25 protein-coding genes are annotated in these 25,780 nt (G+C 71.8%); 12 read left to right on the plus strand and 13 right to left on the minus strand.

The window, feature by feature from the left end:
• Positions 1-29: 29 nt before the first annotated feature.
• Positions 30-203: a hypothetical protein gene (locus ACR68M_RS25110; protein ID WP_441246373.1), complete on the minus strand. Its 174-nt coding sequence runs from the start codon at positions 201-203 to the stop codon at positions 30-32.
• Between the two features lie 212 nt (positions 204-415).
• On the opposite strand from ACR68M_RS25110, the gene ACR68M_RS25115 reads away from it, so the two are divergent.
• On the plus strand, positions 416-820 hold the full coding sequence (locus ACR68M_RS25115) for an SSI family serine proteinase inhibitor (RefSeq protein WP_441246374.1): 405 nt from the start codon (positions 416-418) through the stop codon (positions 818-820).
• Between the two features lie 7 nt (positions 821-827).
• Here ACR68M_RS25115 and ACR68M_RS25120 read toward each other — a convergent pair whose 3' ends face one another.
• Positions 828-1,868 (minus strand): serine hydrolase domain-containing protein, encoded by a 1,041-nt coding sequence (locus ACR68M_RS25120; RefSeq protein WP_441246375.1) that lies wholly within the window; start codon positions 1,866-1,868, stop codon positions 828-830.
• 9 nt (positions 1,869-1,877) lie between these two features.
• Positions 1,878-2,276 (minus strand): ACT domain-containing protein, encoded by a 399-nt coding sequence (locus ACR68M_RS25125; RefSeq protein ID WP_441246376.1) that lies wholly within the window; start codon positions 2,274-2,276, stop codon positions 1,878-1,880.
• A 152-nt stretch (positions 2,277-2,428) separates the two neighbouring features.
• Here ACR68M_RS25125 and ACR68M_RS25130 point away from each other — a divergent pair, with 152 nt between their 5' ends.
• Positions 2,429-3,085, plus strand: coding sequence for a PadR family transcriptional regulator (locus tag ACR68M_RS25130; protein ID WP_441246377.1), 657 nt, complete (start codon positions 2,429-2,431; stop codon positions 3,083-3,085).
• On the opposite strand, the gene ACR68M_RS25135 is transcribed toward ACR68M_RS25130, so the two are convergent.
• Positions 3,036-3,305 carry a hypothetical protein gene (locus tag ACR68M_RS25135; protein ID WP_441246378.1) on the minus strand — a complete coding sequence of 90 codons (270 nt, stop codon included), beginning with the start codon at positions 3,303-3,305 and terminating at the stop codon, positions 3,036-3,038. The two genes, ACR68M_RS25130 and ACR68M_RS25135, sit on opposite strands and share 50 nt — an antisense overlap.
• Positions 3,306-3,670: 365 nt before the next feature.
• Between ACR68M_RS25135 and ACR68M_RS25140 the strand changes: the two genes are divergently transcribed.
• On the plus strand, positions 3,671-4,369 hold the full coding sequence (locus ACR68M_RS25140; protein ID WP_441246379.1) for a bifunctional DNA primase/polymerase: 699 nt from the start codon (positions 3,671-3,673) through the stop codon (positions 4,367-4,369).
• Positions 4,370-4,388: 19 nt separating this feature from the next.
• On the opposite strand, the gene map is transcribed toward ACR68M_RS25140, so the two are convergent.
• Positions 4,389-5,234, minus strand: coding sequence for a type I methionyl aminopeptidase (gene map, locus ACR68M_RS25145; RefSeq protein WP_441246380.1), 846 nt, complete (start codon positions 5,232-5,234; stop codon positions 4,389-4,391).
• Positions 5,235-5,365: 131 nt separating this feature from the next.
• On the opposite strand from map, the gene ACR68M_RS25150 reads away from it, so the two are divergent.
• Complete coding sequence (locus tag ACR68M_RS25150) at positions 5,366-5,584, plus strand: hypothetical protein (RefSeq protein ID WP_441246381.1); 219 nt, start codon at positions 5,366-5,368, stop codon at positions 5,582-5,584.
• 13 nt (positions 5,585-5,597) lie between these two features.
• Here ACR68M_RS25150 and ACR68M_RS25155 read toward each other — a convergent pair whose 3' ends face one another.
• Both ACR68M_RS25155 and ACR68M_RS25160 read right to left on the minus strand, forming a co-directional pair.
• On the minus strand, positions 5,598-6,878 hold the full coding sequence (locus ACR68M_RS25155) for an MFS transporter (protein WP_441246382.1): 1,281 nt from the start codon (positions 6,876-6,878) through the stop codon (positions 5,598-5,600).
• A gap of 77 nt (positions 6,879-6,955) precedes the next feature.
• Entirely contained in the window at positions 6,956-7,522 is a 567-nt protein-coding gene (locus tag ACR68M_RS25160) for a hypothetical protein (RefSeq protein ID WP_441246383.1), read from the minus strand.
• A gap of 47 nt (positions 7,523-7,569) precedes the next feature.
• Between ACR68M_RS25160 and npdG the strand changes: the two genes are divergently transcribed.
• Together npdG and ACR68M_RS25170 are read left to right on the plus strand one after the other, a co-directional pair.
• Positions 7,570-8,262 (plus strand): NADPH-dependent F420 reductase, encoded by a 693-nt coding sequence (gene npdG / locus ACR68M_RS25165; RefSeq protein WP_441246384.1) that lies wholly within the window; start codon positions 7,570-7,572, stop codon positions 8,260-8,262.
• 106 nt (positions 8,263-8,368) lie between these two features.
• Positions 8,369-8,551, plus strand: a complete 183-nt coding sequence (locus ACR68M_RS25170; RefSeq protein WP_441246385.1) for a hypothetical protein — start codon at positions 8,369-8,371, stop codon at positions 8,549-8,551.
• A gap of 1 nt (position 8,552) precedes the next feature.
• Here ACR68M_RS25170 and ACR68M_RS25175 read toward each other — a convergent pair whose 3' ends face one another.
• Together ACR68M_RS25175 and ACR68M_RS25180 are read right to left on the minus strand one after the other, a co-directional pair.
• A complete protein-coding gene (locus ACR68M_RS25175) occupies positions 8,553-10,592 on the minus strand; it encodes a transglycosylase domain-containing protein (protein WP_441246386.1) in 2,040 nt (679 codons plus the stop codon).
• Positions 10,593-10,704: 112 nt separating this feature from the next.
• Positions 10,705-11,523: a site-2 protease family protein gene (locus ACR68M_RS25180; protein ID WP_441246387.1), complete on the minus strand. Its 819-nt coding sequence runs from the start codon at positions 11,521-11,523 to the stop codon at positions 10,705-10,707.
• A gap of 99 nt (positions 11,524-11,622) precedes the next feature.
• Between ACR68M_RS25180 and ACR68M_RS25185 the strand changes: the two genes are divergently transcribed.
• Entirely contained in the window at positions 11,623-14,928 is a 3,306-nt protein-coding gene (locus ACR68M_RS25185) for a BTAD domain-containing putative transcriptional regulator (RefSeq protein WP_441246388.1), read from the plus strand.
• Between the two features lie 16 nt (positions 14,929-14,944).
• Here ACR68M_RS25185 and ACR68M_RS25190 read toward each other — a convergent pair whose 3' ends face one another.
• The 3 genes from ACR68M_RS25190 to panB all read right to left on the minus strand — a co-directional run bounded on the left by ACR68M_RS25190 (position 14,945) and on the right by panB (position 17,780).
• A complete protein-coding gene (locus tag ACR68M_RS25190) occupies positions 14,945-15,754 on the minus strand; it encodes an ABC transporter permease (protein ID WP_441246389.1) in 810 nt (269 codons plus the stop codon).
• On the minus strand, positions 15,751-16,767 hold the full coding sequence (locus ACR68M_RS25195) for an ATP-binding cassette domain-containing protein (RefSeq protein ID WP_441246390.1): 1,017 nt from the start codon (positions 16,765-16,767) through the stop codon (positions 15,751-15,753). The genes ACR68M_RS25190 and ACR68M_RS25195 overlap by 4 nt, the downstream gene beginning before the upstream one ends.
• A 134-nt stretch (positions 16,768-16,901) precedes the next feature.
• Positions 16,902-17,780 (minus strand): 3-methyl-2-oxobutanoate hydroxymethyltransferase, encoded by an 879-nt coding sequence (gene panB / locus ACR68M_RS25200; protein ID WP_441246391.1) that lies wholly within the window; start codon positions 17,778-17,780, stop codon positions 16,902-16,904.
• Between the two features lie 251 nt (positions 17,781-18,031).
• On the opposite strand from panB, the gene ACR68M_RS25205 reads away from it, so the two are divergent.
• The 3 genes from ACR68M_RS25205 (at position 18,032) to ACR68M_RS25215 (ending at position 21,528) form a co-directional block, all read left to right on the plus strand.
• The gene (locus tag ACR68M_RS25205) at positions 18,032-19,666 is read left to right on the plus strand and encodes an MFS transporter (RefSeq protein WP_441246392.1); all 1,635 of its coding nucleotides are present in this window, start codon (positions 18,032-18,034) and stop codon (positions 19,664-19,666) included.
• A gap of 23 nt (positions 19,667-19,689) precedes the next feature.
• Positions 19,690-20,349 carry a TetR/AcrR family transcriptional regulator gene (locus tag ACR68M_RS25210; protein WP_441246393.1) on the plus strand — a complete coding sequence of 220 codons (660 nt, stop codon included), beginning with the start codon at positions 19,690-19,692 and terminating at the stop codon, positions 20,347-20,349.
• A 171-nt stretch (positions 20,350-20,520) separates the two neighbouring features.
• Positions 20,521-21,528: an endonuclease/exonuclease/phosphatase family protein gene (locus tag ACR68M_RS25215; protein ID WP_441246394.1), complete on the plus strand. Its 1,008-nt coding sequence runs from the start codon at positions 20,521-20,523 to the stop codon at positions 21,526-21,528.
• Between the two features lie 140 nt (positions 21,529-21,668).
• On the opposite strand, the gene ACR68M_RS25220 is transcribed toward ACR68M_RS25215, so the two are convergent.
• Positions 21,669-23,423 (minus strand): NAD+ synthase, encoded by a 1,755-nt coding sequence (locus ACR68M_RS25220; RefSeq protein ID WP_441246395.1) that lies wholly within the window; start codon positions 23,421-23,423, stop codon positions 21,669-21,671.
• A gap of 186 nt (positions 23,424-23,609) precedes the next feature.
• Between ACR68M_RS25220 and glnA the strand changes: the two genes are divergently transcribed.
• Complete coding sequence (glnA, locus tag ACR68M_RS25225) at positions 23,610-24,971, plus strand: type I glutamate--ammonia ligase (RefSeq protein ID WP_441246396.1); 1,362 nt, start codon at positions 23,610-23,612, stop codon at positions 24,969-24,971.
• A gap of 343 nt (positions 24,972-25,314) precedes the next feature.
• Entirely contained in the window at positions 25,315-25,773 is a 459-nt protein-coding gene (locus ACR68M_RS25230) for a hypothetical protein (RefSeq protein ID WP_441246397.1), read from the plus strand.
• Positions 25,774-25,780 lie beyond the last annotated feature (7 nt).

The following is a 25,780-nucleotide window of genomic DNA, read 5'->3' on the forward strand; positions in this document are numbered from 1 at the left end:
CTGCTGCTGCCACTTGCGCGGCGGGTCGCTCAGTCGGGCCGGAGCCACTGGCCCCAGTGGGACGAGGCTTCCTCGTCCGCGTCCGAGGTACTGTCCGAGTCGTGGCAGTAGGGCGGACCGCCGCCCTCCGCGCCCTCGTCCTCAGGGTCGGTGACGAAGGTGCTGCTGCCTGCGATGACTCTAGGGATCTTGTCGCGCTCCATTTGCACTCCCCTCCAGGTTGACAGGGACTGACACTACCTGGAGTGACTGAGCATGTACACTGCGGGTTGGTGAATGAATCGTGGAGACGGCCTTTCGGGGCGACCCGGACCGTCCGTCCGGTCGGCCGTTGGCACCAACTTCCTTTCCTGGCTCACTCGTTCGAGCTAGTTACAGCTTGATGGGCCGGGTCGAGCCGTGGTCGGGTGAGGGCATGCGCACCACACTCCGGCGTCTCACCCTCGCCGCCGCCGTCTCCGCCGTCATGGCCGGCACCCTCGCCGCCGCACCCTTCGCGGTGCCCAGCGCGACCCCGACGAGCGGCTTCATCCAGTTGTACGTCGTCCGGGAGGCCGACGACTCCGCCGCCGAGGACCAGTCCTTCACCTGCGCGCCGAACGGCGGCCACCACCCGGACCCGGGCGGCGCCTGTGCGGCGATGGCCGCCGCCGGTGGCGACCTCGACCGCCTGGCCGGCGACCCGGGCCTGGTCTGCCCGGACCTCGTCGACCCGGTCACCGCCACCGCCTACGGCAACTGGGGTGGCCAGGAGATCACTTGGCAGAAGAAGTACACCAGTCTCTGTCTGCTGCACCGCGCCGCCACCCCGGTCTTCTGAGCGCCGCTCAGGGTCGGCGCCGCACCGCCTCCAGCGCGAGCGTCCGCAGCGGGGCCAGTCGGCCGCGTTCCCAGCCGTGGTAGACGGCGTTGGTGCAGATGGCGACGTAACGGCCGGTGTGCAGGCCGAGATGCAGGCTCGTACCGGTGAAGCCGTGGTGGTAGGCGACCGCGCCGTCGTCGGTGACGAGCCAGGCCAGACCTCGACGGAGACCCGGCCCGACCGGCACGGCGGGGGACACGCTCTCGGCCAACCAGCGGGAGCCGAGCGCGTGTTCGGCGAAGACGGCCAGATCGGCCGTGGTGCTGAACACCCCGGCGTGGCCTGCCACGCCGCCGAGCAGTGCCGCGCTCGGGTCGTGCACCGTGCCCCAGAGTCGTGGTGCGCCGGCCAGGCGCGGCTGTGTCGGCGCGACCCGGGGTGCGCGGGCGAGCGGGCCGTACCGGGTGTCGGGGAGGCTGGTCTCGCGCCAGAACTCGTCGGCCAGATCGTGGAGTTCGCGCCCGTGCAGGGTGCCGAGCAGCAGGCCGAGCAGGATGAACCCCCGGTCGATGTAGCGGTGCTGCGCACCGGGGGTGCCGGCCAGGGGCTCGGCGCAGATGAGTTGGGCGAGCGGGGTGGCCCGACCCCGGTAGCGGTCGAGCCGGGTATGGGGGAGCAGTCCGGAGGTATGCGTGATGAGCTGGCGAACAGTCAAGTCCCGGCCAGGCGGCGGAAGCTGAGGGTCAACAGCATGCAGGGGTGCGTCGAGGTCGAGCAGGCCCCGGCTGACGGCGCGGCCGACCAGGGGCCAGACCGCGAGCACCTTGGTGAGGGAGGCGAGGTCGTAGTGTGTCCGGCCGTCGGGGGTCGCGTCGCCGCACTCGGGTGCGACGACGCCCGAGCCGAGGGTGTGGCGCGGCCCGCCCACGGTGCCGAGCGTGATGACCCCGCCCGGAAACACGCCTGGCAGCGCGCCTGGGATCGCGCTGCCGGTGAGCTGGTCCAGGGCGCGCCGGAGGGTGGCGGCCGTGGTGGCTGTCCAGGTGGTGGCTGTCCAGTCGGGCACCGGGGGCGGTCAGGCCTGTTCGGCGGCCAGGCCCCGGAGTGCGGCGAGTGCCCGGTCGGCGTCGTCGGCGGCGACGAAGAGATGGTCGTGGTGGAAGCCGGCCACCACGTTGCAGCTGATGCCGTGGTCGGCGAGGCGGGTGGCGACGGCTGCGGTGAGCCCGACGGCCTCCAGCGCGGAGTGGATCTGGAGGGTGATCCAGGCGGCGACGTAGTCGTACCGCAGGCCGAGCGAGTCGGCCTCCTCCTGGGCCACGACCACGGTCGGGCCCTCGGCCTCCGTGACCGTGACGATCGGGCGGAGCCCGGAGGGGATCTTGGCGGGGAGTGTGCAGTACACGTACCGCCCGGGGTTCAGGACGGGGTGCATTCCGCCGAGGAGCTTCTGGAGATCTTCTTCACCGGCCATGGCGGTCACCGTAGCCCGTGCGGTCGGCCGGGGCGGCGCGATGCCGGGCGAGGCGCGAAATTCGTTGACGGCCGATAGCTACCGATATATCGTCGAGTTATCGAGATGCTTCGCTAGGGGGCATCCGGAGACCCTGAAGGGTGGTGCGCGTGATGCGCGCAGGAGGACAGTTCCGAGGAGAGGGACGGCGTCGCGGGTGGCGCCAGGAGGCCGGGGAGTTCCCCGGCGAGATGTTCGAGGGCCGGAGTGCCTTCGGCGGGTTCGGCGGTCCGCCGCGCCCGCCGGGTGGTCCGTTCGGCCACGGCTTCGGCGGGCGCGGGCACGGCGGCTTCGGCGGTCACGGCCGGGGTGGCGGCCGGGGGCGCGGGCGGGCCCGGCGCGGCGATGTCCGGGCCTCGCTGCTGGCGCTGCTGCGCGAGCGGCCGATGCACGGCTACGAGATGATCACCGAGATCGGTGAGCGGACGGGCGGCGCCTGGCGTCCGAGCCCCGGTTCGGTCTACCCGACCCTCCAGCTGCTGGAGGAGGAGGGGCTGATCAAGGCTCAGGAGATCTCGGGCAAGCGGTTGTTCGACCTCACCGAGACCGGGCGGGCCGAGGCCGAGGCCGGTCCGGAGTCGCCGTGGGAGGAGGCCGGTCGCGGCGTCGACTGGGAGGCCGTCCAGGAGGTCGGCCAGGCGCTGGGCGCCGTCGACAGTGCGATCCGGCAGGTCATGGCGACGGGGACGGACGAGCAGCGGGCCAAGGGCCTCGCCGTGCTCACCGACGCCAGGAAGAGGCTCTACCTGATCCTCGCGGAGGAGGGGTAGGCCCGGACGCGTCCTGGTCGTACTCGTAACGCCAGCGCCAGCGGCCCTTGGCGTCGTACTCCTTCGCCCGTCGGTAGACCAGGGTGACGCCGGGCACATCCCCGTGGGCGGGCACGGGCACCCGGTAGACCTTGGGGACGTTGCTGAGCGGGGTCAGCAGGACGTCCAGTACCCGGCCGTCCAGGGGCCCGCCGATGAATTCGGTCTCCGCGCTTCTCACCAGCTCAGCGTAGGCGGTGGGCCGGTGTGACCGAAGCGGCACCGCCCCCCGGTCATTTCGACCCCGCCCGCACCCTTATCCTGCTCTGTACGCCCCCGGGGTTCCACCGGGTCAGCGGGCCCCGTACGGGCCGGGCCGGGCGCGCATCGGTGCGCCTGCCCGCCGAGCCCAACTCTCGTACTCCGTACCGTGACCCCGGGCGTCGGCCGTCCGGCAAACCCGGCTCCGGCCCGTGGCGGACGCGCCGGTCCGAGCCCGGCCCGGGAAGCAACGGGCGGGCCCGGGTGTTGCGTCGGATGTTGCGTCGGTTGCCGTGCCGCACCAGGCACGGTGAGTCACAGCAGGTGCGGAGCGGAAGGGGCCCGATGGAAGCCAGCAGTAGGTGGACAGCCTGGTGGCAGCGGCGCGAGCAGCGGGCGAGGCCCGCGACCGGCCTGGATGCCGCGGTCCGGCTCGATCTCCTGCTCGGCGCCGTCCTGGCCGGGTTCCCCGTGGCGCCCGCCGCGCACCCCGCCGGCCACCGCTGTTCCTGCGACCGGGTCGGCTGTCCGGCTCCCGGCCAGCACCCGGTCTCCTTCGCCTGGCAGTCCCAGGCCAGCACCGACCCCGAGCAGCTCTCGCACTGGCTCGCCCGCGACCCGCAGGCGAACTTCGTCACCGCCACCGGCCGGGCCCACGACGTGCTGGACGTCCCGGCGGAGGCCGGGCGCCTCGCCCTGGAGCGGCTCGACGAGCTCGGTGTCGGCGGCCCGGTCGCCGCCGTCGGCGAGGACCGCTACCTCTTCTTCACCGCCACCAGGGGCACCCCCGCCGACGAGGACGAGTGGTGGCCGAGCGTGCTGGACAGCACCCCCGACACCATGTCGGACCACCCCGGCCTGCGCTGGCACTGCCGTGGCTCGTACACCCTCGTCCCGCCCGCCGCCCTGCCGGACGGCTCCCAGGTCCGCTGGCTCCGGGGCCCGGAGCAGCAGCTGCCCGACGCCCTGCGGGTGCTGGACGTGCTCACCGACGCCTGCACCGAGACCGGCGCGGTCGCCGAGGAGCAGTGGCTCATCGGCTGACCGCGCCCGTCGCGACGGTTCACGGCAGGGTGAGGATCTCCGCGCCGTCGGCGGTGACCACCAGCGTGTGCTCGAACTGGGCGGTCCGCTTGCGGTCCTTGGTGACGACCGTCCAGCCGTCGGCCCAGATCTCGTAGTCGTAGGTGCCGAGGGTGAGCATCGGCTCGATGGTGAAGGTCATGCCGGGCTTGATGACCTCGGTGGCCCGCTCGCTGTCGTAGTGCGGGACGATCAGGCCGGAGTGGAACGACGTGTTGATGCCGTGCCCGGTGAAGTCCCGCACGACGCCGTAGTCGAAGCGCTTGGCGTACGACTCGATGACGCGGCCGATCACGTTGATCTGGCGGCCCGGCCGGACGGCCTTGATGGCCCGCCGCAGCGACTCCTCCGTCCGCTCGACCAGCAGCCGGGACTCCTCGTCGACGTCGCCGCAGAGGTACGTCGCGTTGAGGTCGCCGTGCACGCCGTGGATGTAGGCGGTCGCGTCGATGTTGACGATGTCGCCGTCCTGGAGCACGGTCGAGTCCGGGATGCCGTGGCAGATGACCTCGTTGACGGAGGTGCAGATCGACTTCGGGAAGCCCCGGTAGCCGAGGTCCGACGGGTACGCGTCGTGGTCGCACATGTACTCGTGCGCGACGACGTCGAGCGCGTCCGTGGTGACGCCCGGCGCGATCAGCTTCGCGGCCTCGGCCATCGCCTGGGCGGCGATCCGGCTCGCGATCCGCATCTTCTCGATCGTCTCGGCGGTCTGCACCTCGGGGCCGGTGTACGGGGTCGGCGCGGGCTTGCCGACGTACTCCGGGCGCGTGATGTGCGCGGGGACCTTGCGGATGGGCGACTGGACGCCGGGTACGAGAGCCATGGCCGCGAGTCTATCGGCCGGGCCGCCCCGGGCCCCGGCGGTGTGCCCCGGGCGGCGACCGGGAATGATCGACGTGGACGCCAGACGTACCGGACGAGAGACGTACCGGACGACAGACGGGAGTGAGCGCCATGCCACTGTTCGGCGGCAAGCCGACCGGGAAACCGGGCGAGTGGTTCTACTGCATCAAGCACCAGAAGGTCGAGGAGGGCCCGGAGTGCCCGGCCAAGGACCGCCTCGGCCCGTACGCGACACCGGCCGAGGCAGGCCATGCCCTGGAGACGGCGGCCGAGCGCAACCGTGAGTGGCAGAACGACCCGCGCTGGGACGACAAGCCGAAACAGCCGTAACCGGTCAGGTGCGTCAGGCGGCGGCGGCAGCCGTCGCCGCCTCGCGGACGGCCAGGGCGTTCGGGTCGGTGCGGCTGTCCCAGGAGAGCAGCTTGGGCAGCGCGGCGGTCAGGCCGACCACGCCGACCACGCAGGCCAGGCCGCCGACCCAGACCGAGCCCCGGACGCCGATCAGCCCGGCCATGCCACCGGCCCGGACCTGGCCCAGCTGCGGGCCGACGGAGTAGCTGAGCAGCTCGACCCCGGCGAGGCGCCCGCGCAGCTCGTCCGGGATGGACTGGTTCCAGATGGTCGAGCGGGCGATGCCGCTGATCTGGTCGGCGCCCCCGGCGAAGGCCAGGCAGAGCAGGACCAGCCAGACGTTCCCCGCCAGCCCGGCGAGCGTGATCGCCACGCCCCAGCCGAGCGCCGCGAGGACGAGCATCCGCCCGTGCCGGTGGATCGCCGACGTCCACCCGCTGGTCACCGAGACGGCCAGCGCGCCGACGGCCGACGCGCCGTACATCAGGCCGAGCGCCCAGCCCGCGTGCAGGTCGGTGGCCAGGAACGGGAAGATCGCGACCGGGAAGGCGAACAGCATCGCGCAGATGTCTATCGCGTACGTCCCGAGCAGGTCCGGGCGGCTCCAGGCGTACCGGATGCCGGTGACGATCGCCTGCACCGAGGGCTTCTCGGCACCGGTCGCGGGCGGCACGGCCCGCATCCGGGCGAGCAGCCCGAGCGAGACGGCGAACGTCGCGACGTCCAGCGCGTACGCGGTCTGGACGCCCGCCAGCGCGACGATGACCCCGGCGAGCGCCGGGCCGGCCACCGAGGCGGCGTTGCGGTAGAGCGAGGTGAGCGAGAACGCGGCGGTGAGCTGCTCGTGCGGCACGATCCTCGGGGTGAGCGAGTCCAGCGCCGGGCGCTGCAGCCCGTCGACGGCCGCGACCAGACCGGCGACGAGGTAGATCGGCCAGAGCACCGGCGTCGGCAGCAGCGCGTTGAGCAGCAGCAGCCCCGAGAGCAGCCCGAGCCCCGCCTCCGAACACAGCACCAGCTTGCGCCGGTCCAGCGCGTCGGCGAGCGCCCCGCCCCAGAGCCCGAACACGATCAGTGGCAGCAGCTCGACGGCGCCGACCAGGCCGACCGCGAGCGAGGAGTCCGTCAACTCCTTGATCTGGAGCGGCACGGCGACGTACGTCAGGAAGCTGCCGAACGCCGACACGCAGCCGGAGCTCCAGAGCAGCCGGAAGTCCCGGGAGGAGCGCCAGGGCGTGAGGTCGGGGCGGATCTTGTGCAGTAGAGAAGTCATCGGTCGGCATCATCCGGCGGCAGCGCCCCACCGGGCAATCGATTTACGCGCAGCCGGGGTCGCGCCCCGACGACGCTTCACCAGCGGGTGGCCGGCGGAGCCGTGAGCCAGCGGGGCAGGCGGCTGCGTGGGGCTGCTCCGGCGGCTGCGCTGACGAGGTGCTGGACGAGGTCGAAGGGCTCGTCCGCCGCGCCGGGGACGGCGAGGCGTTCGTGGGCCAGGCCGGCGAGGTCGTGGTCGCCGGTGTCGAGGGCGAGGACGGTCGCACCGGCCCGCCGGGCGTCGTGGACGCGTTCCAGCAGGGGCGCCCCGGCGGCGGTGGGGGCGACCACCAGGACGGTCGCGCCGCGTCGGGCCCCCGCCAGCCGCCCGAGCCCGTGGCCCAGGTGGGCCGGGGCGTCGGCGGGCACCTGATGGCGCAGCAGGGTGGGGGCCAAGCGGGGGACTCCCGACCAGGCGGCCTCGTCGTCCAGGTGGGCCGCCAGGTGCCAGGGCTCGTACCGGTCGGTGCCGACCAGCAGCAGGCCCTGGGCCGTGCGGCGGCTGACGGAGCGTCGGAGCTCACCCGCGAACACACCGGCGGACTCCAGCCAGCCGGTGCCGGCCAGTCGGTCGCGTAGTGCTGAAACTCTCACGGCGTCCATGCGGATCAGGATGGAGCCGCTGACGGTGTTTTGGCAGGATCTTCCCCATGAGTACCCACGATTCAGTGACCCCCGGCGCCCCGCAGCAGTCCGACGTCTCACAGTTGGTGGTCGGCGTGCTGGGCGGCACCGGCGACCAGGGCCGGGGTCTGGCTTACCGGCTGGCCAAGGCCGGGCAGCAGGTCGTCATCGGCTCCCGCACGGCGGAGCGGGCCGAGGCCGCCGCCGCCGAGCTGGGGCTCGGGGTGCGGGGCGCGGACAACGCGACCACGGCCCGGGAGAGCGACGTGGTGATCGTCGCGGTGCCGTGGGACGGGCACGCGGCGACGCTGGCCGGCCTGCGCGAGGAACTCGCGGGCAAGATCGTCGTCGACTGCGTCAACCCGCTGGGCTTCGACAAGCAGGGCGCGTACGCGCTGAAGCCGGAGGAGGGCAGCGCCGCGCAGCAGGCCGCCGCGCTGCTGCCCGACTCGCGGGTCACCGCCGCGTTCCACCACCTCTCGGCGGTGCTGCTGCAGGACGAGTCGATCGCCGAGATCGACACCGACGTCATGGTGCTGGGCGAGGACCGCGAGGCGACCGAGATCGTCCAGGCGCTGGCGGCCCGCATCCCCGGGATGCGGGGCATCTTCGCCGGGCGCCTGCGCAACGCCCACCAGGTCGAGTCGCTGGTCGCCAACCTGATCTCGGTCAACCGCCGCTACAAGGCCCACGCGGGTCTGCGGATCACCGACGTCTGAGGCTCGCCGAGCATCTTGGCGCGTACACGGAAGGCCCCCCTGGTCGGACCAGGTGGGGCCTTCCGTGACAATGGAGGCGTTCCGCCCCCGACCTAGGAGCTCTCCGATGCCCCGCAACGCCCTGATGGCCTCGATCGTCTTCGTGCTGGCGGTGACCGCCGCCGTGGTCTCGTTCGTCGAGGGCAACTGGTTCGGCGTGGTCTGGGTGCTGCTGGCCGGTGTGGCCAGCAACATCGCCTGGTTCTACCTGCGCCGGGAGCGCCAGGAGAAGGCCCAGACCCAGAGCTGACCTACTGCAGTCCGAACGACTGCGCCGGGGTGCCGTCCAGGGCGCCCGCCATGGCCTCGTTCCAGATCGGGCCCGCCAGCGTGCCGCCGAAGGCGTTGTCGACGATGTGGCCGCCGATCCGCTGGCCCTCCAGCGAGGTGGGCTTGTCGGTGTCGCTGACGACCGTCGCGCCGACCAGCTCGGGTGTGTAGCCGACGAACCAGACCTGCTTGCTGCTGTTGGTGGTGCCGGTCTTGCCCGCGCTCTCCCGGTCGCTGAGCCCGGCGGGGTGGCCGGTGCCGTCCTCGACGACGCCCTTGAGCATGCCGGTGATGGTGTCGGCCGTACGGGGGGACATCACCGAGTGGCACGCCGCCTTCGGCACGTTGAGTGACTTGCCGCCCGCCGTCGTGACGGACTCGATCGCGGTCGGCGCGCAGTACGTGCCGTGCGCCGCGAAGGCCGCGTAGACGCTCGCCATGGCCAGCGGGGTGAGGTCGTTGCTGCCCAGCGCCATCGCGGGCACCACGTTCAGGTTCTCGCCGCCGGCCTGCTGGGTGATCCCCAGGCTGTTCGCCATCTGGGCGACGGTGCAGAGCCCGGTGTCGCCCTCCAGCGCGGCGAAGTACGTGTTCACGGACTGCGCCATCGCCGGCCCCATGGTGAACGGGCCCTTCAGCGTGGTCGAGTCGTTGCGCACCTCGCCGCCCTCGGGGAAGGGCCCGCCCTTGCAGTCCGTCATCTTCGGCCACGGCATGCTGTACGGGGAGTCGTACGACTGCGAGGGGTCGATGCCGTTCTCCAATGCGGCTGCGGCCACGATCGGCTTGAACGTCGATCCGGTCGGGAAGCCGAGGCCGCCGCCCATCGCCTTGGTGACGTTGAGGTTGATCAGCGTCTGGTTCGTCCCCAGCCCGTACGGGCGGCTCTGGCCCATCGCGACGATCTTCCCGGTGCCGGGCTGCACCACCGTCATCGCGGTCGCGGCCTTGTCGGAGGCGTGGACGTGGCTGGTCACCGAGGCCTGCAGGGCCTGCTGCGCCTTCGGGTCCAGCGTGGTGTGGATCTGGAGGCCGCCGCGCTTCCACAGGGCCTGCCGCTCGGCGGCCGAGGCGCCGAAGGCCGGGTCGTTGGTGACGACCTTCTTCACGTAGTCGCAGAAGAAGCCCTCGCCCTGCTGCGCGGTGATGCACCCGGACTGCGGGCGGGTCACGGTGAGCGTGACGTGCTCGGCGATCGCCTGCGCGGCCTGCGCCTCGGTGATCGTGCCGTACTCGGCCATCTTGTGCAGCACCGTGTCGCGGCGCTCCTGGGCGGCCTTGAGGTTGGAGACCGGGTCGTAGCCGCTGGGCGACTGCACCAGACCGGCCAGCAGGGCGGCCTGCGGCAGAGTGAGCTCCGAGGCGTGGACGCTGAAGTACCGGTGGGCGGCGGCCTCGATGCCGTAGGCCTGCTCGCCGAAGAAGGTGATGTTCAGGTAGTTGGTGAGGATCTGGTCCTTGGTGAGCGTCTCCTCGACCTTGATCGCGTACTTCATCTCCTGGATCTTGCGCCCGATGGTCTGGGCCTGGGCCGCCTGCACCGCCTGCTGGTTGTCACCGGCCTCGTCGACGAAGACGTTCTTCACGTACTGCTGGGTGAGCGTCGAGGCGCCCTGCGAGACGCCGCCGCTGGCCGCGTTCTTGTCGATCGCCCGGAGCACGCCCTTGAGGTCGACGGCGCCGTGCTCGTAGAAGCGGTTGTCCTCGATGTCGACCAGCGCGGACTTCATGATCGGCGCTATCCGGTCGCTCGCGACCACCGTGCGGTCCCGGTCGAAGACGGTCGCGACGACGTTGCCCGCCGAGTCGTAGACCGTGGACGCCTGGGAGAGCGGCGGGGCGGTGAAGTCGTCGGGGAGGCTGTTGAAGCTCGACACGGCGTCCTTGGCACCCAGCCCGACGCTCCCGATCGCCGGGAGTGCGAGACCGGCGGTGATCACACCCGCCACGACGCTGATGGCCACCAGCTTGGTGGCGAGGCGGATGCTGCGGACGACGGAGCCGGAGTGCGACGGTGACATGCCTTTGAGCGTATGTACCCGAAATAAGAAAACCAGCTCTGTCGCGCGGTCAGTCCGTCACAGGATTGCGACAGTATCCGGAGCCGCGTCGTCCGCTTTGATGCTGCCCGCTTCAGCTCTGCCAGAACCGGAAGAGGTAGTCGCCGAGCCGGGCGTCGAAGGCGTCGACGCCGAAGAGGCCCATGATGTCGTGGACCACGCCGAAGAACCACCGGTTCACCGCGTCGGACTGCCACAGCACGACGAAGAGCGCCAGCATCCCGTACTGGGCGAACGGCGCGACGGCCCGACGGGTCTTCAGCGAGAGCCAGGGCTCGACGATGCCGTAGCCGTCCAGGCCCGGGACGGGCAGCAGGTTGAGCAGCGCCGCGCTCACCTGGAACAGGCCGAGCAGGGCGAACGCCGCCGTGATCGGCTGGACCGGGCTGTGGACGCCGTCGGTGTAGCCGTCCGGCGACGAGCTGTCGAGCCAGCCCGCGCCGACCGGGATCAGCAGGGCGGCGGCGAAGACCACGTTCACCAGCGGCCCGGCGGCGGAGATCAGGCTGTGCTTCAACCGGCCCTGGATGCGGTGGCGCTCGATGAGCACCGCGCCGCCGGGCAGGCCGAAGCCGCCGATGATCACCATGATCACCGGCATGACGAAGCTGAAGAGCGGGTTGGCGTACTTGAGGGGGTTGAGGGTGAGGTAGCCCTTGGCGCCCACCGTGATGTCGCCGCCGTGCATGGCCGTCCGGGCGTGCGCGTACTCGTGCAGGCAGAGCGAGACGACCCACCCCGACACCACGAAGAGGAACACCCCGAGCCGCGCGTTCCCGAAGCCCGACCACACCGCGAGCGCGGACGCACCGAGGGTGGCGATCAGTACCCAGAAGACCGGGCTGATCCGGCTGTCCTCACTGCGCGAGCGCTGCGTTTCGGCGAAGGTCATGGCGAAGGCGCTCCGAAGCGGTAGGGGTGGGCGGGCCGACCCCCGATGATGCCAGACCGTGCCCCGGAGCAGTGGTCGGCCGGATGCCAGAATGGGCCGGTGCACTACGGCATCCTCGGTATCACCACGGCTCGGCAGGACGACGGCACGCAGGTACCGCTGGGCGGTGCCCGGTTGCGGGCGCTGCTTGCCGCGCTCGTGCTGCGGCAAGGGCGGCCCGTCCCGGCCGAGTTGCTGGTCGAGGAGGTCTGGGGCGCGGACCAGCCGCAGGACGCCTCCGCCGCGCTGCAGACCCTGGTCGGTCGGCTGCGCCGGACGATCGGCCGGGACGAGATCGGCTCGGGCCCGGCGGGTTACTGGCTGACCGGGCGGGCGAGCGACCTCGGCGACTTCCAGCGGCTGGCCGCCGAAGGGCGCCAGGCGCTGGAGACGGGGCAGCCCGCGCTCGCCGCCGAGCGGCTCGGCGCCGCGCTCGCGCTCTGGCGCGGCCCGGCGCTCGCCGACCTGCCGGACCAGGCCGGGGCCGCCACCCGGCTGGAGGGGCAGCGGGACGAGGCCCGGCGGCACCGGATCAGCGCCGAGCTGGCCCTGGGCCGGGCCGTCGAGGTCACCGCCGAACTCGCCGAGCTGTGCGAACTCCAACCGCTGGACGAGCAGTTGCAGGTGCTGCTGATCCGGGCACTGCAGGGCGGTGGGCGCACCGCCGACGCCCTGCGTCAGTTCGAGACCGCCCGGCGGGTGCTGGTCGAGGAGCTCGGCGCCGACCCGGGCCCCGAACTGCGGGCGATCCACCAGGAGTTGCTGCACACCCCCGAGGCGCCCAGCCGGCCGGAAACGCCCCGGTCGGTCGGCAACCTCCGCCCCCGGCTGACCAGTTTCGTCGGCCGTGACTCCGACCTCGCCGCGCTGGCCAAGGCCCTGTCGGCCGGTCGGCTGACCACCCTCACCGGGCCGGGCGGCTCCGGCAAGACCCGGCTCTCGGTCGAGGCCGGGCGGCTCGAACAGGGCACCGGCGCCTGGCCGGACGGCGTCTGGGCCGTCGAACTCGCGCCGCTGGACGACCCCGGCGCGGTGCCGGGCGCGGTCTTCTCCGCGCTGGGCCTGCGCGAGACGGTGCTGCACACCGGTGGCACGGTGGCCGAGGTGGCCCGCATCGACGACCCGGTGCGGCGGGTCGTCGAGCACTGCGCCCACCGGCGGATGCTGCTGGTGCTGGACAACTGCGAGCACCTGATCCAGGCCGCCGCCGACTTCGCCGACCAACTGCTCGCCGAGTGCCCGGGGGTGACCGTGCTGGCGACCAGCCGGGAGCCGCTCGGCGTGCCCGGCGAGGTGGTCGTCCCGGTCGAGCCGCTGCCCGATCCGGTGGCGCTGCGGCTGTTCGCCGAGCGCGGCGCGGCCGCCCGGCCGGGCTTCGACCCGGCGGCGGACCAGGCGGCCTGTGCCGAGATCTGCCGCCGCCTGGACGGCCTGCCGCTCGCCATCGAGTTGGCCGCCGCCCGGCTGCGCGGTATGACGCCCCGCCAGATCGCCGACCGGCTGGACGGCCGGTTCACCCTGCTCACGGCAGGATCGCGGACGCTGCTGCCCCGCCAGCAGACCCTGCGGGCCGTCGTCGACTGGAGCTGGGAGCTGCTCGGCAGGCGCGAACGTGCCGTCCTGCGCAGGCTCTCGGTCTTCCAGGGCGGCTGCACCCTGGAGGCCGCCGAGCAGGTCTGCGCCGACGAGGCGGGCGTCCCCCGGGAGGAGGTCGCCGACCTGCTGCTCTCGCTGGTCGACAAGTCCCTGCTGGTGGCCGGCTTCGGCGCCGAACCCCGGTACTGGATGCTGGAGACGATCCACGAGTACGCCACCGAGCGCCTGGCCGAGGCCGCCGAGCAGACCGCCGCGCACCGGCACACCGACTGCTTCCGCGAGCTCGTCCGGGAGGCCGAGCGGTGCCTGCACGGCGCCGAACAGCTGCACTGGCTGGCGGTGCTGGAGCGCGAGCAGGACAACGTCCGGGCCGCGCTGCGCCGGGCGGTGGACGGCGGTCACGAGCAGGACGCCCTCGTCCTGGTGCTCGGCATGAGCTGGTACTGGTCGCTGCGCGACTTCCGCCGGGAGGCACTCGGTTGGTACGACGCGGTCGCCGAGCTGGGCCCGAACGGCTTCGCCGACGACGCACCGGCGCCCGTCCCGCTGCTCGCCGGGCCGCTGGAGGCGCCGCTGCCGATGCCACCGGAGCAGCTGGAGGAGGCCCGCCGCCAGCTCCAGCTCCTCCGTATGGTCAGCCTGTTCGCCTCGAACACGGAGCTGCTGGGAAACAGTGACGCCGCGGAGCTGGCCCGCCGGGTCACCAGCACCTACACCCCGGACCTGCCGCAGGCGTACCGCTTCCCCAGCCTGCTCCGGGTGTTCGCCGGCTTCCTCGTCGGGGAGATGGACCAGCTGCGGGAGATGCTGGACGACGCGGTGGTGGGCTGCCGGGTGCACGGCCGGGACACCGACCTGGCGTTCATCCTGCAGATCCGCTCCCGGCTGCTCAACGACTGGGTGGGTGCGGCGGAGCAGGCCGTCGCGGACGGCGCCGAGGCGCTGGAGATCTTCACCCGGGTCGGCGACCGCTGGGGCATGTCCGAGGCGCTGGCGGCCCTGGCGGAGAACGCGGCGAAGTGCGGGCGGGCGGAGTTCGCGAGGGACGCCTACCGACGGGCGATCGTGCTGGCCGAGGAGCTGGGCTCCTGGCAGGAGGTACCGATGCTCCAGGTCCGGCTCGGAGAGACGATGTTCGAGAGCGACCCCGAGGAGGGGGAGCGGCTGGTCCGGGAGGCCCTGGACGGTGTCGGCTGGGGCCACCACCGGGCCGCCGAGGGCGCCGTCATGTTCGGCCGGCTCGCGCTCTGCTCGCTGCACGCCTGGCGCGGAGAGTACCCGGAGGCGCTCGGCCAGCTGGACGAACTGGAGCACGCCCAGGACTCGTTCGGCCCGATCGTGCCCGGCGTCTTCGTCGGCATCGTCTCGTGCATCCGGGGCTGGGTGTACGCCATGAGCGGTGACGCACGCGAGGGTGTCGAACTGCTGCGGAGCGGTCGGCAGCAGATCCGCTTCGTCGGCGGCGCGGCCACCGTCTTCGCCGAGCACGTGATGGTGATGCTCGTGCTGCCCGCCGTCGGCGTACTCACCGCCCTCGCCGCACAGGAGGGCGAGCTGCGGCAGGCCCGCCGGGCGGCCCGGTTGCTCGGGGCCCACGGCACCCTGCACGGCCAGCTCGGCACCTTCCTCGAGCGCCGCGAGCGCGAGGAGGCCGAGCGGGTGCTCCTCGGGCTGCTCGGCGAGGAGGCGTTCGCCGAGGCAAAGGCCGAGGGCGGCCGTCTCTCGGTGTCGGAGACGGCCGCCCTGCTGGATGATCCGGAGGGGCTGTAAGGGCCCCGGGTGCCGCTCAGGTGCGCTTGCGGAAGCGGGCGACCGCGAGCGGCGCGGTGATGGCCGTGATGGCGAAGGACCACACCAGGACGATCGTCACGGAGTGGGTGAGCGCCCCGCCGTTGATCAGGTTGCGGCAGGCGTCGGCGAGCGCCGAGAGCGGGTTGTACTCGGTGAAGGTCTGCAGCCAGCCGGGCATGGTGCTGGTCGGCGCGAAGATCGAACTGCCGAACTGCAGCGGCATGATGACGATCATCGACACCCCCTGGACGGCCTGGGCGCTGCGCAGCGACATCCCGAGCAGCATGGAGATCCACACGATCGACATCCCGAAGGTGAGCGAGAGGGCGACCGCGGCCAGCAGGTGCCAGAACCCCTGGGTGATCTCCAGCCCGAGCAGCATCGAGAAGAGGATCAGGATGGTGAAGGAGACCAGCCCGCGCAGGGTCTCCGCCGCCATCTTGGAGAGCAGCACGGCGGAGCGGGCGATCGGCATCGTCCGGAAGCGGTCCATCACCCCGCTCTGGAAGTCGCTGTTCAGGCCGGTGCCGACGCCCATCGCCAGGTTGAGGCCGGTGGTGCCGAGCAGGCCGGGGATCATGTACTGGATGTACTCGTGCTGGTTGCCCTTGACGGCGCCGCCGAAGACGTAGACGAAGAGCAGCGTGAAGATGATCGGGACGAGCAGCGCGTCCAGCATCGACTCGGGGTCGGCCTTGATCCGCATCAGGTTGCGGCGGGTCAGCGCGCCGAGGTGGCGCAGGCCGCCGCGCAGGCCGATGCGCGGGTCGTCGAGGTGGCCGGGGGTCAGGGTCGCGGCGCTCATGCCACGGTCTCCTTCAGCAGGGTGCGGGCGGCGGAGGCGCCGGGCTTGGCGGTGATGGCGAGGAAGACCTCGTCCAGGCTGGGCAGTTTGGTGTCGATGCTCGCGATGCCGAAGCCCCGGCCGCCCAACACGCCGACCACGGCGGTGAGTTGCTCGTCGTCGGCGATCTGCACGGAGAGCAGTCCGGTGTCGGGGGAGACCGTGGCGGCTATGCCCGCCTCGCCCAGGCAGCGGGCCATCTCGGGGAGTTCGGCCAGGTGGGCGGGCCGCACCTGCACCGTCCGGCCGCCGACCTGGGTCTTCAGCTCGTGGATGCCGCCGGCGGCGATGACCCGGCCCTTGTCGATGACCGTCAGCTCGTGGGCGAGCTGCTCGGCCTCCTCCATGTACTGGGTGGTGAGCAGCACGGTGGTGCCGTCGGCGACCATCCGCTGGACCTCGTCCCAGACCTCGTTGCGGGTGCGCGGGTCCAGACCGGTGGTCGGCTCGTCCAGGTAGAGCACCTTGGGGCTGCCGATCATGCTGGCGGCGAGGTCGAGGCGGCGGCGCATCCCGCCCGAGTACGTCTTCGCGGGCCGCTTGGCGGCGTCGGTGAGCGAGAAGCGCTCCAGCAGCTCCGTGGCGCGGGCCTTGGCGGCCTTGCCGGAGAGGTCGAGCAGGCGGCCGATCAGGTAGAGGTTCTCGTACCCGGAGAGCAGTTCGTCGACGGAGGCGTACTGGCCGGTGAGGCCGATCGTCCGCCGCAGCTGCCGGGGCTGGCGCAGTACGTCGTACCCGCCGACGTACGCCGTGCCGGCGTCCGGCTTGATCAGGGTGGAGAGGACGCGGACCAGCGTGGTCTTCCCGGCGCCGTTCGGCCCGAGCACCCCGAGGACCGTCCCCTGCCGGACGGTGAGGTCGACCCCGTCGAGGGCCTTCGTCTCGCCGTAGTGCTTGACGATGCCGCGGACCTCGACGGCGTTCTCCGAGCTGAGCGGCCCCCGGTCGGCCGGGGCAGTGGCGTTTCGTGTCATGTCCCAGAGACTGCCGGGCCGCGCTGTCAGCCCGCCGTCAGCCCACTGTCACCCGCACTGTCATCCGCTGTCATGCGCGGTCAGCAACGCGACAGGGGGCGCGGGCACTGCCCGCGCCCCCTGTCGGTCGGCGCCTACTTGAAGGTGTGCTCCGCCGCCGGGAAGGTCCCCGCCGTGACGTCCGCCGCGAACTCGCGGGCCGCGTCGCCCAGGACGCTCCGCAGGTTGGCGTACTGCTTGACGAACTTGGGCACCCGCCCGGCCGTCATGCCGGCCATGTCCGTCCAGACCAGCACCTGCGCGTCGCAGCCGACGCCCGCGCCGATGCCGACCGTCGGGATGGCCAGCTGTTCGGTGACGGTGGTGGCCAGCTCGGCGGGCACGGCCTCCAGGACTACCGAGAAGGCACCGGCCTGCTGGACGGCCTTGGCGTCCCGCAGCAGTTGGTGCGCCGCTTCGTCGCCACGGCCCTGGACGGGGTACCCGCCGAAGGCGTGCACGGACTGGGGGGTGAGCCCGATGTGGGCCATGACCGGGATGCCGGCCTCGACCAGCAGCTCGATCGAACGGGCGCTGCGCTCGCCGCCCTCCAGCTTCACGGCGCCGACCCCGGCCTCCTTCATCAGCCGGGCGGCGTTGTGCATGGCCTGGGCGGGCGACTCCTGGTAGGAGCCGAACGGCATGTCACCGATGACCATGGCGCGCTTGGTGCCTCGGACGACGGCTGCGGAGAGCATCACCATCTGGTCCATGGTCACCGGCACGGTGGTCTCGTAGCCGAGGTGACAGTTCCCGGCCGAGTCGCCGACGAGGAGGACGGGGATACCGGCCTCGTCGAAGACCCCGCCGGTGAGGGAGTCGTACGCGGTGAGCATCGCCCACCGCTCGCCGCGCTGCTTGGCGGCGGCCAGGTCGCGGACGGTGACCCGGCGGTTGGTGACCCCGCCGTAGAGGGTCTGCTGCCCCTGGGTGGTACCCGGTGCGGGGGCAGGCTGAAGCTGAGAAGCGTTCATCGAACAGGCTCCTGAAGGGTTGTCGTCTCGTGGCGCCGTACGGCGTCCCCGGATCTCCTCCATGCTTGCACGGGCTCGCCCCGTCGCAAAGAGCCGGGTACCGGAGATCGTCACCTGAGGTCCTTTGCCCAGGCTTTACGATACGAGCACGTCTCGTATCGAAAAACCGGCTACTCTGACACCGAAGGGGTTACGAGACGCATGCGGCTCGTAAGTCCGTGACAACCTCGTACGGACGGGAACACGCAGAAATGGCTACCCAGAGCGCATCCGCGCCCAGTGCACCGGGCGGACCGGCCGCACCACCACGCATCCCCGAGGCGATCCACCGCAGGCGCTGGCTGATCCTCGGCACCCTGGTGCTCGCGCTGCTCGTCGTCGTCCTCGACAACTCGATCCTCAACGTCGCGATGAAGACCATCGCCTCGCCCGCCCCGACCGGGCTCGGCGCCAGCCAGAGCGACCTCGAATGGTCGATCAACTCCTACACCCTGGTCTTCGCCGGCCTGCTCTTCACCGCCGGGCTGCTCGGCGACCGGATGGGCCGCAAGTGGACGCTGCTGGCGGGGATGCTGGTCTTCGGCCTCGGCTCGCTGCTCTCCGCCTTCTCCGCCTCGTCCGGTGAACTCATCACCTACCGCGCGGTGATGGGCCTCGGCGGCGCCTTCGTGATGCCCGCCACGCTGGCCATCATCATGAACGTCTTCGAGCGGCACGAGCAGCCCAAGGCGATCGGCATCTGGGCCGGGGCCGTCGGCCTGGCGATCGCGATCGGCCCGATCACCGGCGGCCTGCTGATCGAGCACTTCTGGTGGGGCTCGGTCTTCCTGGTCAACGTCCCGATCGTGGCCCTCGCACTGGTCGCCATGGCGGTCTTCGTCCCCAACTCCAAGGACCCGAACCCGGGCCGCCTCGACCCGGTCGGCGTGCTGCTCTCGATCATCGGCCTGGTCGCGCTGATCTACGGCATCATCAAGGGTGGCGAGCTGGCGGACTTCACCGCCCCCGGCGCCTGGCTGCCGGTCGCGGGCGGCGCGCTGGCGCTCGTCCTGTTCGTGCTGCACGAGCGGCGCACCAGCCACCCGGCCCTGGACGTCACGTGGTTCCGCCGCAAGCAGTTCAGCGGCTCCGTCGCCGTCGTCGGCATCGTCTTCTTCGCGCTGATGGGCGTCTCCTTCTTCGGCGTCTTCTACACCCAGAGCGTCCGGGGCTACAGCGCCCTGCAGGCCGGCGTGCTGATGCTGCCGCTGGCCGCCGCCCAGCTGATCTTCGCCCCCAGGGCCCGGCTGGTGGTCGACCGCTTCGGCGTCCGGGCCACCTGCGCGGGCGGCATGGCACTGATCGCCGTCGGCTTCCTCGGCTACCTGCTGCTCGGGGTCTCCACCCCGATCTGGGTGCTCGTCGTGCTCGGCTTCGTGATGGGCGCCGGGATGGCGCACGTGATGCCGCCCGTCACCGTCGCGATCATGGGCTCGCTGCCCCGGGAGAAGGCGGGCGCGGGCTCCGCGATCAACAACACCTTCCGCCAGGTCGGTGGCTCGCTCGGGGTCGCCGTGCTCGGCGCGGTGCTCTCCACCGTCTACCGCGACGGCATCGCCGACCACATCGCCCAGCTCCCGGCCGCCCTCCGCGACAAGGCGGGCGAATCGCTGGAGGCCACCCTGGCGATCGCCGACCACACCCACGACGCGGCCCTCGTCGCCCCGGCCCAGGATTCCTTCATCCACGCGATGCACGTCGTCGCCGGGCTCTCAGCCGGGATCACCGCCGTCGGCATGCTGTTGGCCTGGCTGCTCCTGCCCGGCAGGGTCCAGCCCGAGGCCGCCCCGGCCGCACCCGTCGCCCAGGCCCAACCGGCGAACGAGCCGGACTCTGTCGGGGCCTGAGCCGAGCCGTGGAGAATAGGGCCATGAAGACCGAGACCACGGCGCCGAAGGCCCACGCCGACCGTGACTGCTCCGCCGGAGAGCCAGGCGCTCCCCGGCGGGGCCGTCCGCGCAGCGAGGCCGCCGAGCAGGCGATCTTCGCCGCCGTGGAGCGGCTGATGGAGGAGGGCGCCGGGCTCGCCGAGCTCTCGGTGGAGCGGATCGCCGCCGCCGCCGGGGTCGGCAAGGCGACCATCTACCGCCGCTGGCCCAACAAGGAAGCCTTGCTGATCGACGTGGTCGCCCGGCTCGACGTCCCCGAGCCGGTGCTCTGCGGCCGCGGCGTCCGGGACGACCTGGTCGGCATGATGGAGTACATGCGGCAGGCCGGGCTCGCCAAGCGCTCGCGCTGGATGCTCAAGGCCGCGCTCGGCCAGATGCACTCCTGGCCCGAGCTGCGCAACGCGTACGAGGAGCGGGTGCTCAGGCCGCGCCGCGAGCTGGCCCGCACGATCATCCGGCGCGGCGTCGACGAGGGCGTGCTCCGGGACGACCTCGACCTGGACATCCTGGCCGAGATCGTGATGGGCCCGATGCTGCTGCGCACCGTCCTCTGGGAGGACGCCCCACTGGACGACCCGACGCTCCCCGAGCGGATGGTCGACGCCGTCCTGCGCGGCGTGGGGGCCGACCCCGCTCGCTGACCGCCCGCTGACCGGCCGCCCTTGGGCCCGTCCGGTGGTGAATCTCACTCGCCGAGGCGCGTCGCAACCCGGGGCAGGCCGGGCCGCGTCTGTCCCGTCATAGGCTGAGCCGAGAATCCGACTAAACCGGGATCGGTCAGGCGAAGCGGGACAGTACGGAGGACCAGGGGTATGACGCAGGCCGACAGCGCAGAGGCGACGACCACCACCCGTGCGCCCGAGAGCCCGTCCTCCCCCTGGAAGGACTGGCGGCGCGGCTGGGTGCTGGCCGCCGTGGCGGTGCTCACCGCCGCGCTGATGGCCTGTCACTCCTGGGTGCCCAACACCTTCGGCAACTTCGGCAGCCTGCTGGAGACCTTCCTGCCCTGGGTCGGCCTGGCCGTGCCGATCCTGCTGGCGCTCGGCCTCTGGCGCCGCTCGGCCACCGCGCTGGCGGCGGTGCTGCTGCCCGCGATCGTCTGGGTCAACCTCTTCGGCGGGCTGCTCACCGACAAGAGCACCGGCAAGGGCGCCGGAGCGGGTGCCGACTTCACCGTCCTCACCCACAACGTCGCCGCCGCCAACCCCGACCCGGCCGGTACCGTCCGGCTGCTGAACGGCTCCGGCGCCCAGATCGTCGCCCTGGAGGAGCTGGCCTCCGGCGCCGTCACCACCTACTCCAGGGGCCTGGCCGGGACGTACCCGTACCACGTGGTCGAGGGCACCGTCGGCCTGTGGTCCAAGTACCCGCTCGGCGACGTCTCCGTGGTCGACATCAAGATGGGCTGGACGCGGGCCTTCCGCGCCACCGTCACCACCCCCAAGGGCCCGCTCGCGGTGTACGTCGCCCATCTGCCGTCCGTCCGGGTGAAGTTCGACGCCGGCTTCACCGCCGGTCAGCGCGACGTCAGCGCCAAGGCCCTCGGCGAGGCGATCCAGGCCGAGCCGCTGAAGAAGGTCATCCTCCTCGGCGACCTCAACGGCACCGTCAACGACCGCAGCCTGGCCCCCGTCACCTCCCAGCTCCGCTCCGCCCAGGGCGCCGCCGGCGACGGCTTCGGCTTCAGCTGGCCGGCCGCCTTCCCGATGGCCCGGATCGACCAGATCCTCAGCAAGGGCGGCCTCAAGCCCACCAACTCCTGGGTCCTCCCCGCAGACGGCAGCGACCACCTCCCGATCGCCGCCGGCTACCGCTACTGACCGGGGGCTCCCGTACTCGTGCGTGAACCACCAGGGGCGCGGGGAACTGCGCGAGGGCGGCAGGCTACGGGCCCGTCTCCCCCGGTTCGCGCAGTTCCCCGCACCCCTGGCCGGTGCAACTGGCTGTCGCCGACGGAGCGTCAGCCGCGGCGCCAGCGGTTCGTGATCGGCAGGCGCCGGTCGCGGCCGAAGCCCTTGGCGGAGATCTTCGGGCCCGGCGGGTACTGCCGCCGCTTGTACTCGGCGCCGTCGACCAGGCGGACCACCCGGTCCACGACCGCCGCGTCGAAGCCCGCGGCCACAATCGCGTCGCGCCCCTGGTCACCCTCGATGTAGAGGTCGAGGACGGTGTCGAGCAGGTCGTAGTCGGGCAGCGAGTCGGTGTCGACCTGGCCCGGCCGCAGTTCGGCGGACGGCGGCTTGGAGATGGTGTTCTCCGGGATGGGCGGCACCTCGCCGCGCTCCTGGGCCGCCTCGTTGCGCCAGCGCGAGAGCCGGAAGATCAGCGACTTGTAGACGTCCTTGATCGGCCCGTACGCGCCGACCGAGTCGCCGTACAGCGTCGAGTAGCCGACCGCCAGCTCGCTCTTGTTGCCCGGAGCGAGCACGATGTGCCCCTCCTGGTTGGAGATCGCCATCAGCATCGTGCCGCGCAGCCGCGACTGCAGGTTCTCCTCGGCCAGCCCGGTGAGGCCGAGCGATCCCATGTACGCGTCGAACATCGGGGCGATCGGCACCGTACGGAAGTTGAGCCCGGTGCGGCGGGCCAGCTCGGCGGCGTCGTCGCGGGAGTGCTGCGAGGAGTACTGGCTCGGCATCGAGACGCAGTGCACGTTCTCCGCGCCGACGGCGTCCACCGCGATCGCGGCGACCAGCGCCGAGTCGATGCCGCCGGAGAGCCCGATCAGCACGGACTTGAAGCCGTTCTTGCGCACGTACGCCCGGGTGCCCTCGACCAGCGCGGCGTAGATCTCGGCCTCGTCGGCCAGCTCCGGGGCGATCCCGCCGGTCACCGGCTCGGCGGGGGCGGGCCGGGGCTCGCCGCCCAGGTCGGTGCGGACCAGCCGCAGGCCGTCGGCGAGCAGCAGCCCGTCGGCGTGGTCGCCGGTCGCGGCCGGCAGCTCCAGGTCGACCACCAGCAGCGTCTCCTCGAACTGCGGGGCGCGGGCCAGCACCTCGCCGTCGGCCGAGACCACGATCGACTGGCCGTCGAACACCAGCTCGTCCTGGGCGCCGACCATGTTGACGTACGCGAGCGCGCAGCCCGCCTCGGCGGCCCGGCGCTGCACCAGCTCCCGCCGGACGTCACCCCGGCCGCGCTCGTACGGCGAGCCGTTGACCACCACCAGCAGCCCGGCGCCGACCTCGGCGGTGGCGGCGACCCGGCCGCCGTCCTGCCAGATGTCCTGGCAGATCGCCAGCGCCACGTCGACGCCGTGCAGGTGCAGCACCGGCAGCTGGTTGCCGGGGGAGAAGTACCGGTACTCGTCGAACACGCCGTAGTTGGGGAGGAAGTGCTTGGAGAAGCGGGTGACGACCTGGCCGTCGTGCAGCACCGCCGCGCAGTTCTGCGGTGACCCGGCCGGGCGGCCGGTCTCGTGGTACGGCTCCTCGGAGCGGCCGAGGTAGCCGACCACCACCGGCAGCCCGCCCAGGCCCTCGGCGGCCAGCCGGGCGGCGAGCTCGACCAGCCCGGTGCGGGACGCCTCGACGAAGGAACTGCGCAGCGCGAGGTCCTCGACGGGGTACCCCGTCAGGACCATCTCGGGGAAGGCCACCAGATCGGCACCGGCCTCGGCGGCCTGCCTGGTCCAGCGCACCACCTCGTCGCTGTTACGCGCGATGTCACCGACCCAGGGGTCGATCTGGCTCAGGGCGAGACGGAGATTCGGCATGCCCCAGAGTGTAATCGTCTATCTGACGTTATGTCTCCGGGGGGCCTTTCTCGTCATGTCGGCGGCCTCCCCGGAGGTGGACTCCGGGCCGGGGTCCGCCATGATGGGGAACAGGTGCCCCTCGCGTCGCTCCTGGCCGGTTGCAGGCGTAACACGAACGTAAAGAGCAGAGGTGAGACTGTCCCCATGGGCAAGCAGCAGGAGTTCGTGCTTCGCACGCTGGAAGAGCGTGACATTCGGTTCGTCCGGTTGTGGTTCACCGACGTACTCGGGTTCCTCAAGTCGGTGGCGGTGGCCCCGGCCGAGCTGGAACAGGCCTTCGAGGAAGGCATCGGCTTCGACGGCTCGGCGATCGAGGGCTTCGCCCGGGTCTACGAGTCGGACATGATCGCCAAGCCGGACCCGACGACGTTCCAGATACTGCCGTGGCGCTCGGAGACCCCCGGCACCGCACGGATGTTCTGCGACATCCTGATGCCCGACGGCTCGCCCTCCTACGCGGACCCGCGCTTCGTGCTCAAGCGCACCCTGGAGAAGGCGTCCGCGCAGGGCTTCACCTTCTACACCCACCCGGAGATCGAGTTCTTCCTGCTGAAGAACCTCCCCGGCGACGGCACCCCGCCGATCCCCGCCGACCAGTCCGGGTACTTCGACCACACCCCGCGCGGCGTCGGCCACGACTTCCGCCGTCAGGCGATCACCATGCTCGAGTCGATGGGCATCTCGGTGGAGTTCTCCCACCACGAGGGCGCCCCGGGCCAGCAGGAGATCGACCTCCGGTACGCCGACGCGCTCTCCACCGCCGACAACATCATGACCTTCCGGCTGGTCATGAAGGAGGTCGCGCTGGAGCAGGGCGTGCACGCCAGCTTCATGCCGAAGCCGTTCTCCGAGCATCCCGGCTCCGGCATGCACACCCACCTCTCGCTCTTCGAGGGCGACCGCAACGCCTTCCACGAGTCCGGCGCGGAGTACCAGCTCTCCAAGACCGGCCGCTCCTTCATCGCCGGCCTGCTGCGGCACGCCGCCGAGACGGCCGCCGTCACCAACCAGTGGGTCAACTCCTACAAGCGGATCTGGGGCGGCTCCCAGCGCACCGCCGGCGCCGGCGGCGAGGCCCCCTCCTACATCTGCTGGGGCCACAACAACCGCTCGGCCCTGATCCGCGTCCCGATGTACAAGCCGAGCAAGCAGGGCTCCACTCGCGTCGAGGTCCGCTCCCTCGACACCGGCTGCAACCCCTACCTCGCCTATGCCGTCACCCTCGCCGCCGGCCTCAAGGGCATCGAGGAGGGCTACGAACTCCCCCCCGGCGCCGACGACGACGTCTGGGCCCTCTCCGACGCCGAACGCCGCGCCATGGGCATCCAGCCCATGCCCCAGAACCTCGGCGAGGCCATCGACCTCATGCAGCGCAGCGAACTCGTCGCCGAAACCCTGGGCGAGCACGTCTTCGACTTCTTCCTGCGCAACAAGCGCCAGGAGTGGGAGGAGTACCGCTCCGAGGTGACGCCGTTCGAGCTGCGGAAGAACCTCCAGGTGCTGTAAGCGCAGGTCAGTGGACATCCTCTGCACGACGAACGGGCCTGGGCCGGCGACTCACCGTCGTCGGCCCAGGCCCGTTTCAGTTGCTGTGGGCCGTCAAGTGGGGAATCGGCGGCCTCGTAGAGGCTGTCCACGGCTTTCCGGGCCCGCCCGTCGCTGTTCACCGTGGTCGCCTTGGCGGACCTGCGGGTGATCCGGCACCGGATGGCGGAGCAGCGGCGCCGGCGGCACTGAGCTCGGCGCCCGGCACGGGCAGGGCCCTGGGCGACGGCGCCGGGCCCCGCAGGCTGTCGGACGTGACTGACAGACTGTCAGGACAGTTCACACGAAGCGAAGGACGCATCCCATGAACCTGTCCATATGCCCGCGTCGCGTCGTGCGGGGCGCCCTCGTCGTGACCGGTGCCGCCCTGCTGCTCACCACGCTGGCCGGCTGCTCCGAGGACAAGGAGACGATGGCGAGCTGGTCCGCGAAGGGTGGCAAGGATCAGGCCGTCACCATCGGCAAGGACCTGACCGCCCTGAGCCAGACGAGCTATGCCGGCAGCACGGACCCCGCGATCGCCGCGCGGTGTCAACAAGTGCTCGACGACGTGAAGGCGGCCAAGGCCTTCCGCACGCTGCCCGACGAGACCGTCCGCCGCAGTTGGGAGGAGACGCTCGACAAGATGGAGAAGGCCACCACCGACTGCCTGAGCAACGCCGCCGCCGGTACCGGAGGTACCCATCTCGCCACGCTCTTCGACATCGAGTCCTCGTACCGCGCATTCGCCGACGCCCTCGGGTACGCCCGCCAGCAGCCCTGATCCTCGA

The sequence above is a fragment of the Kitasatospora sp. McL0602 genome (assembly GCF_052076145.1).
Classification (GTDB): Bacteria; Actinomycetota; Actinomycetes; order Streptomycetales; family Streptomycetaceae; genus Kitasatospora.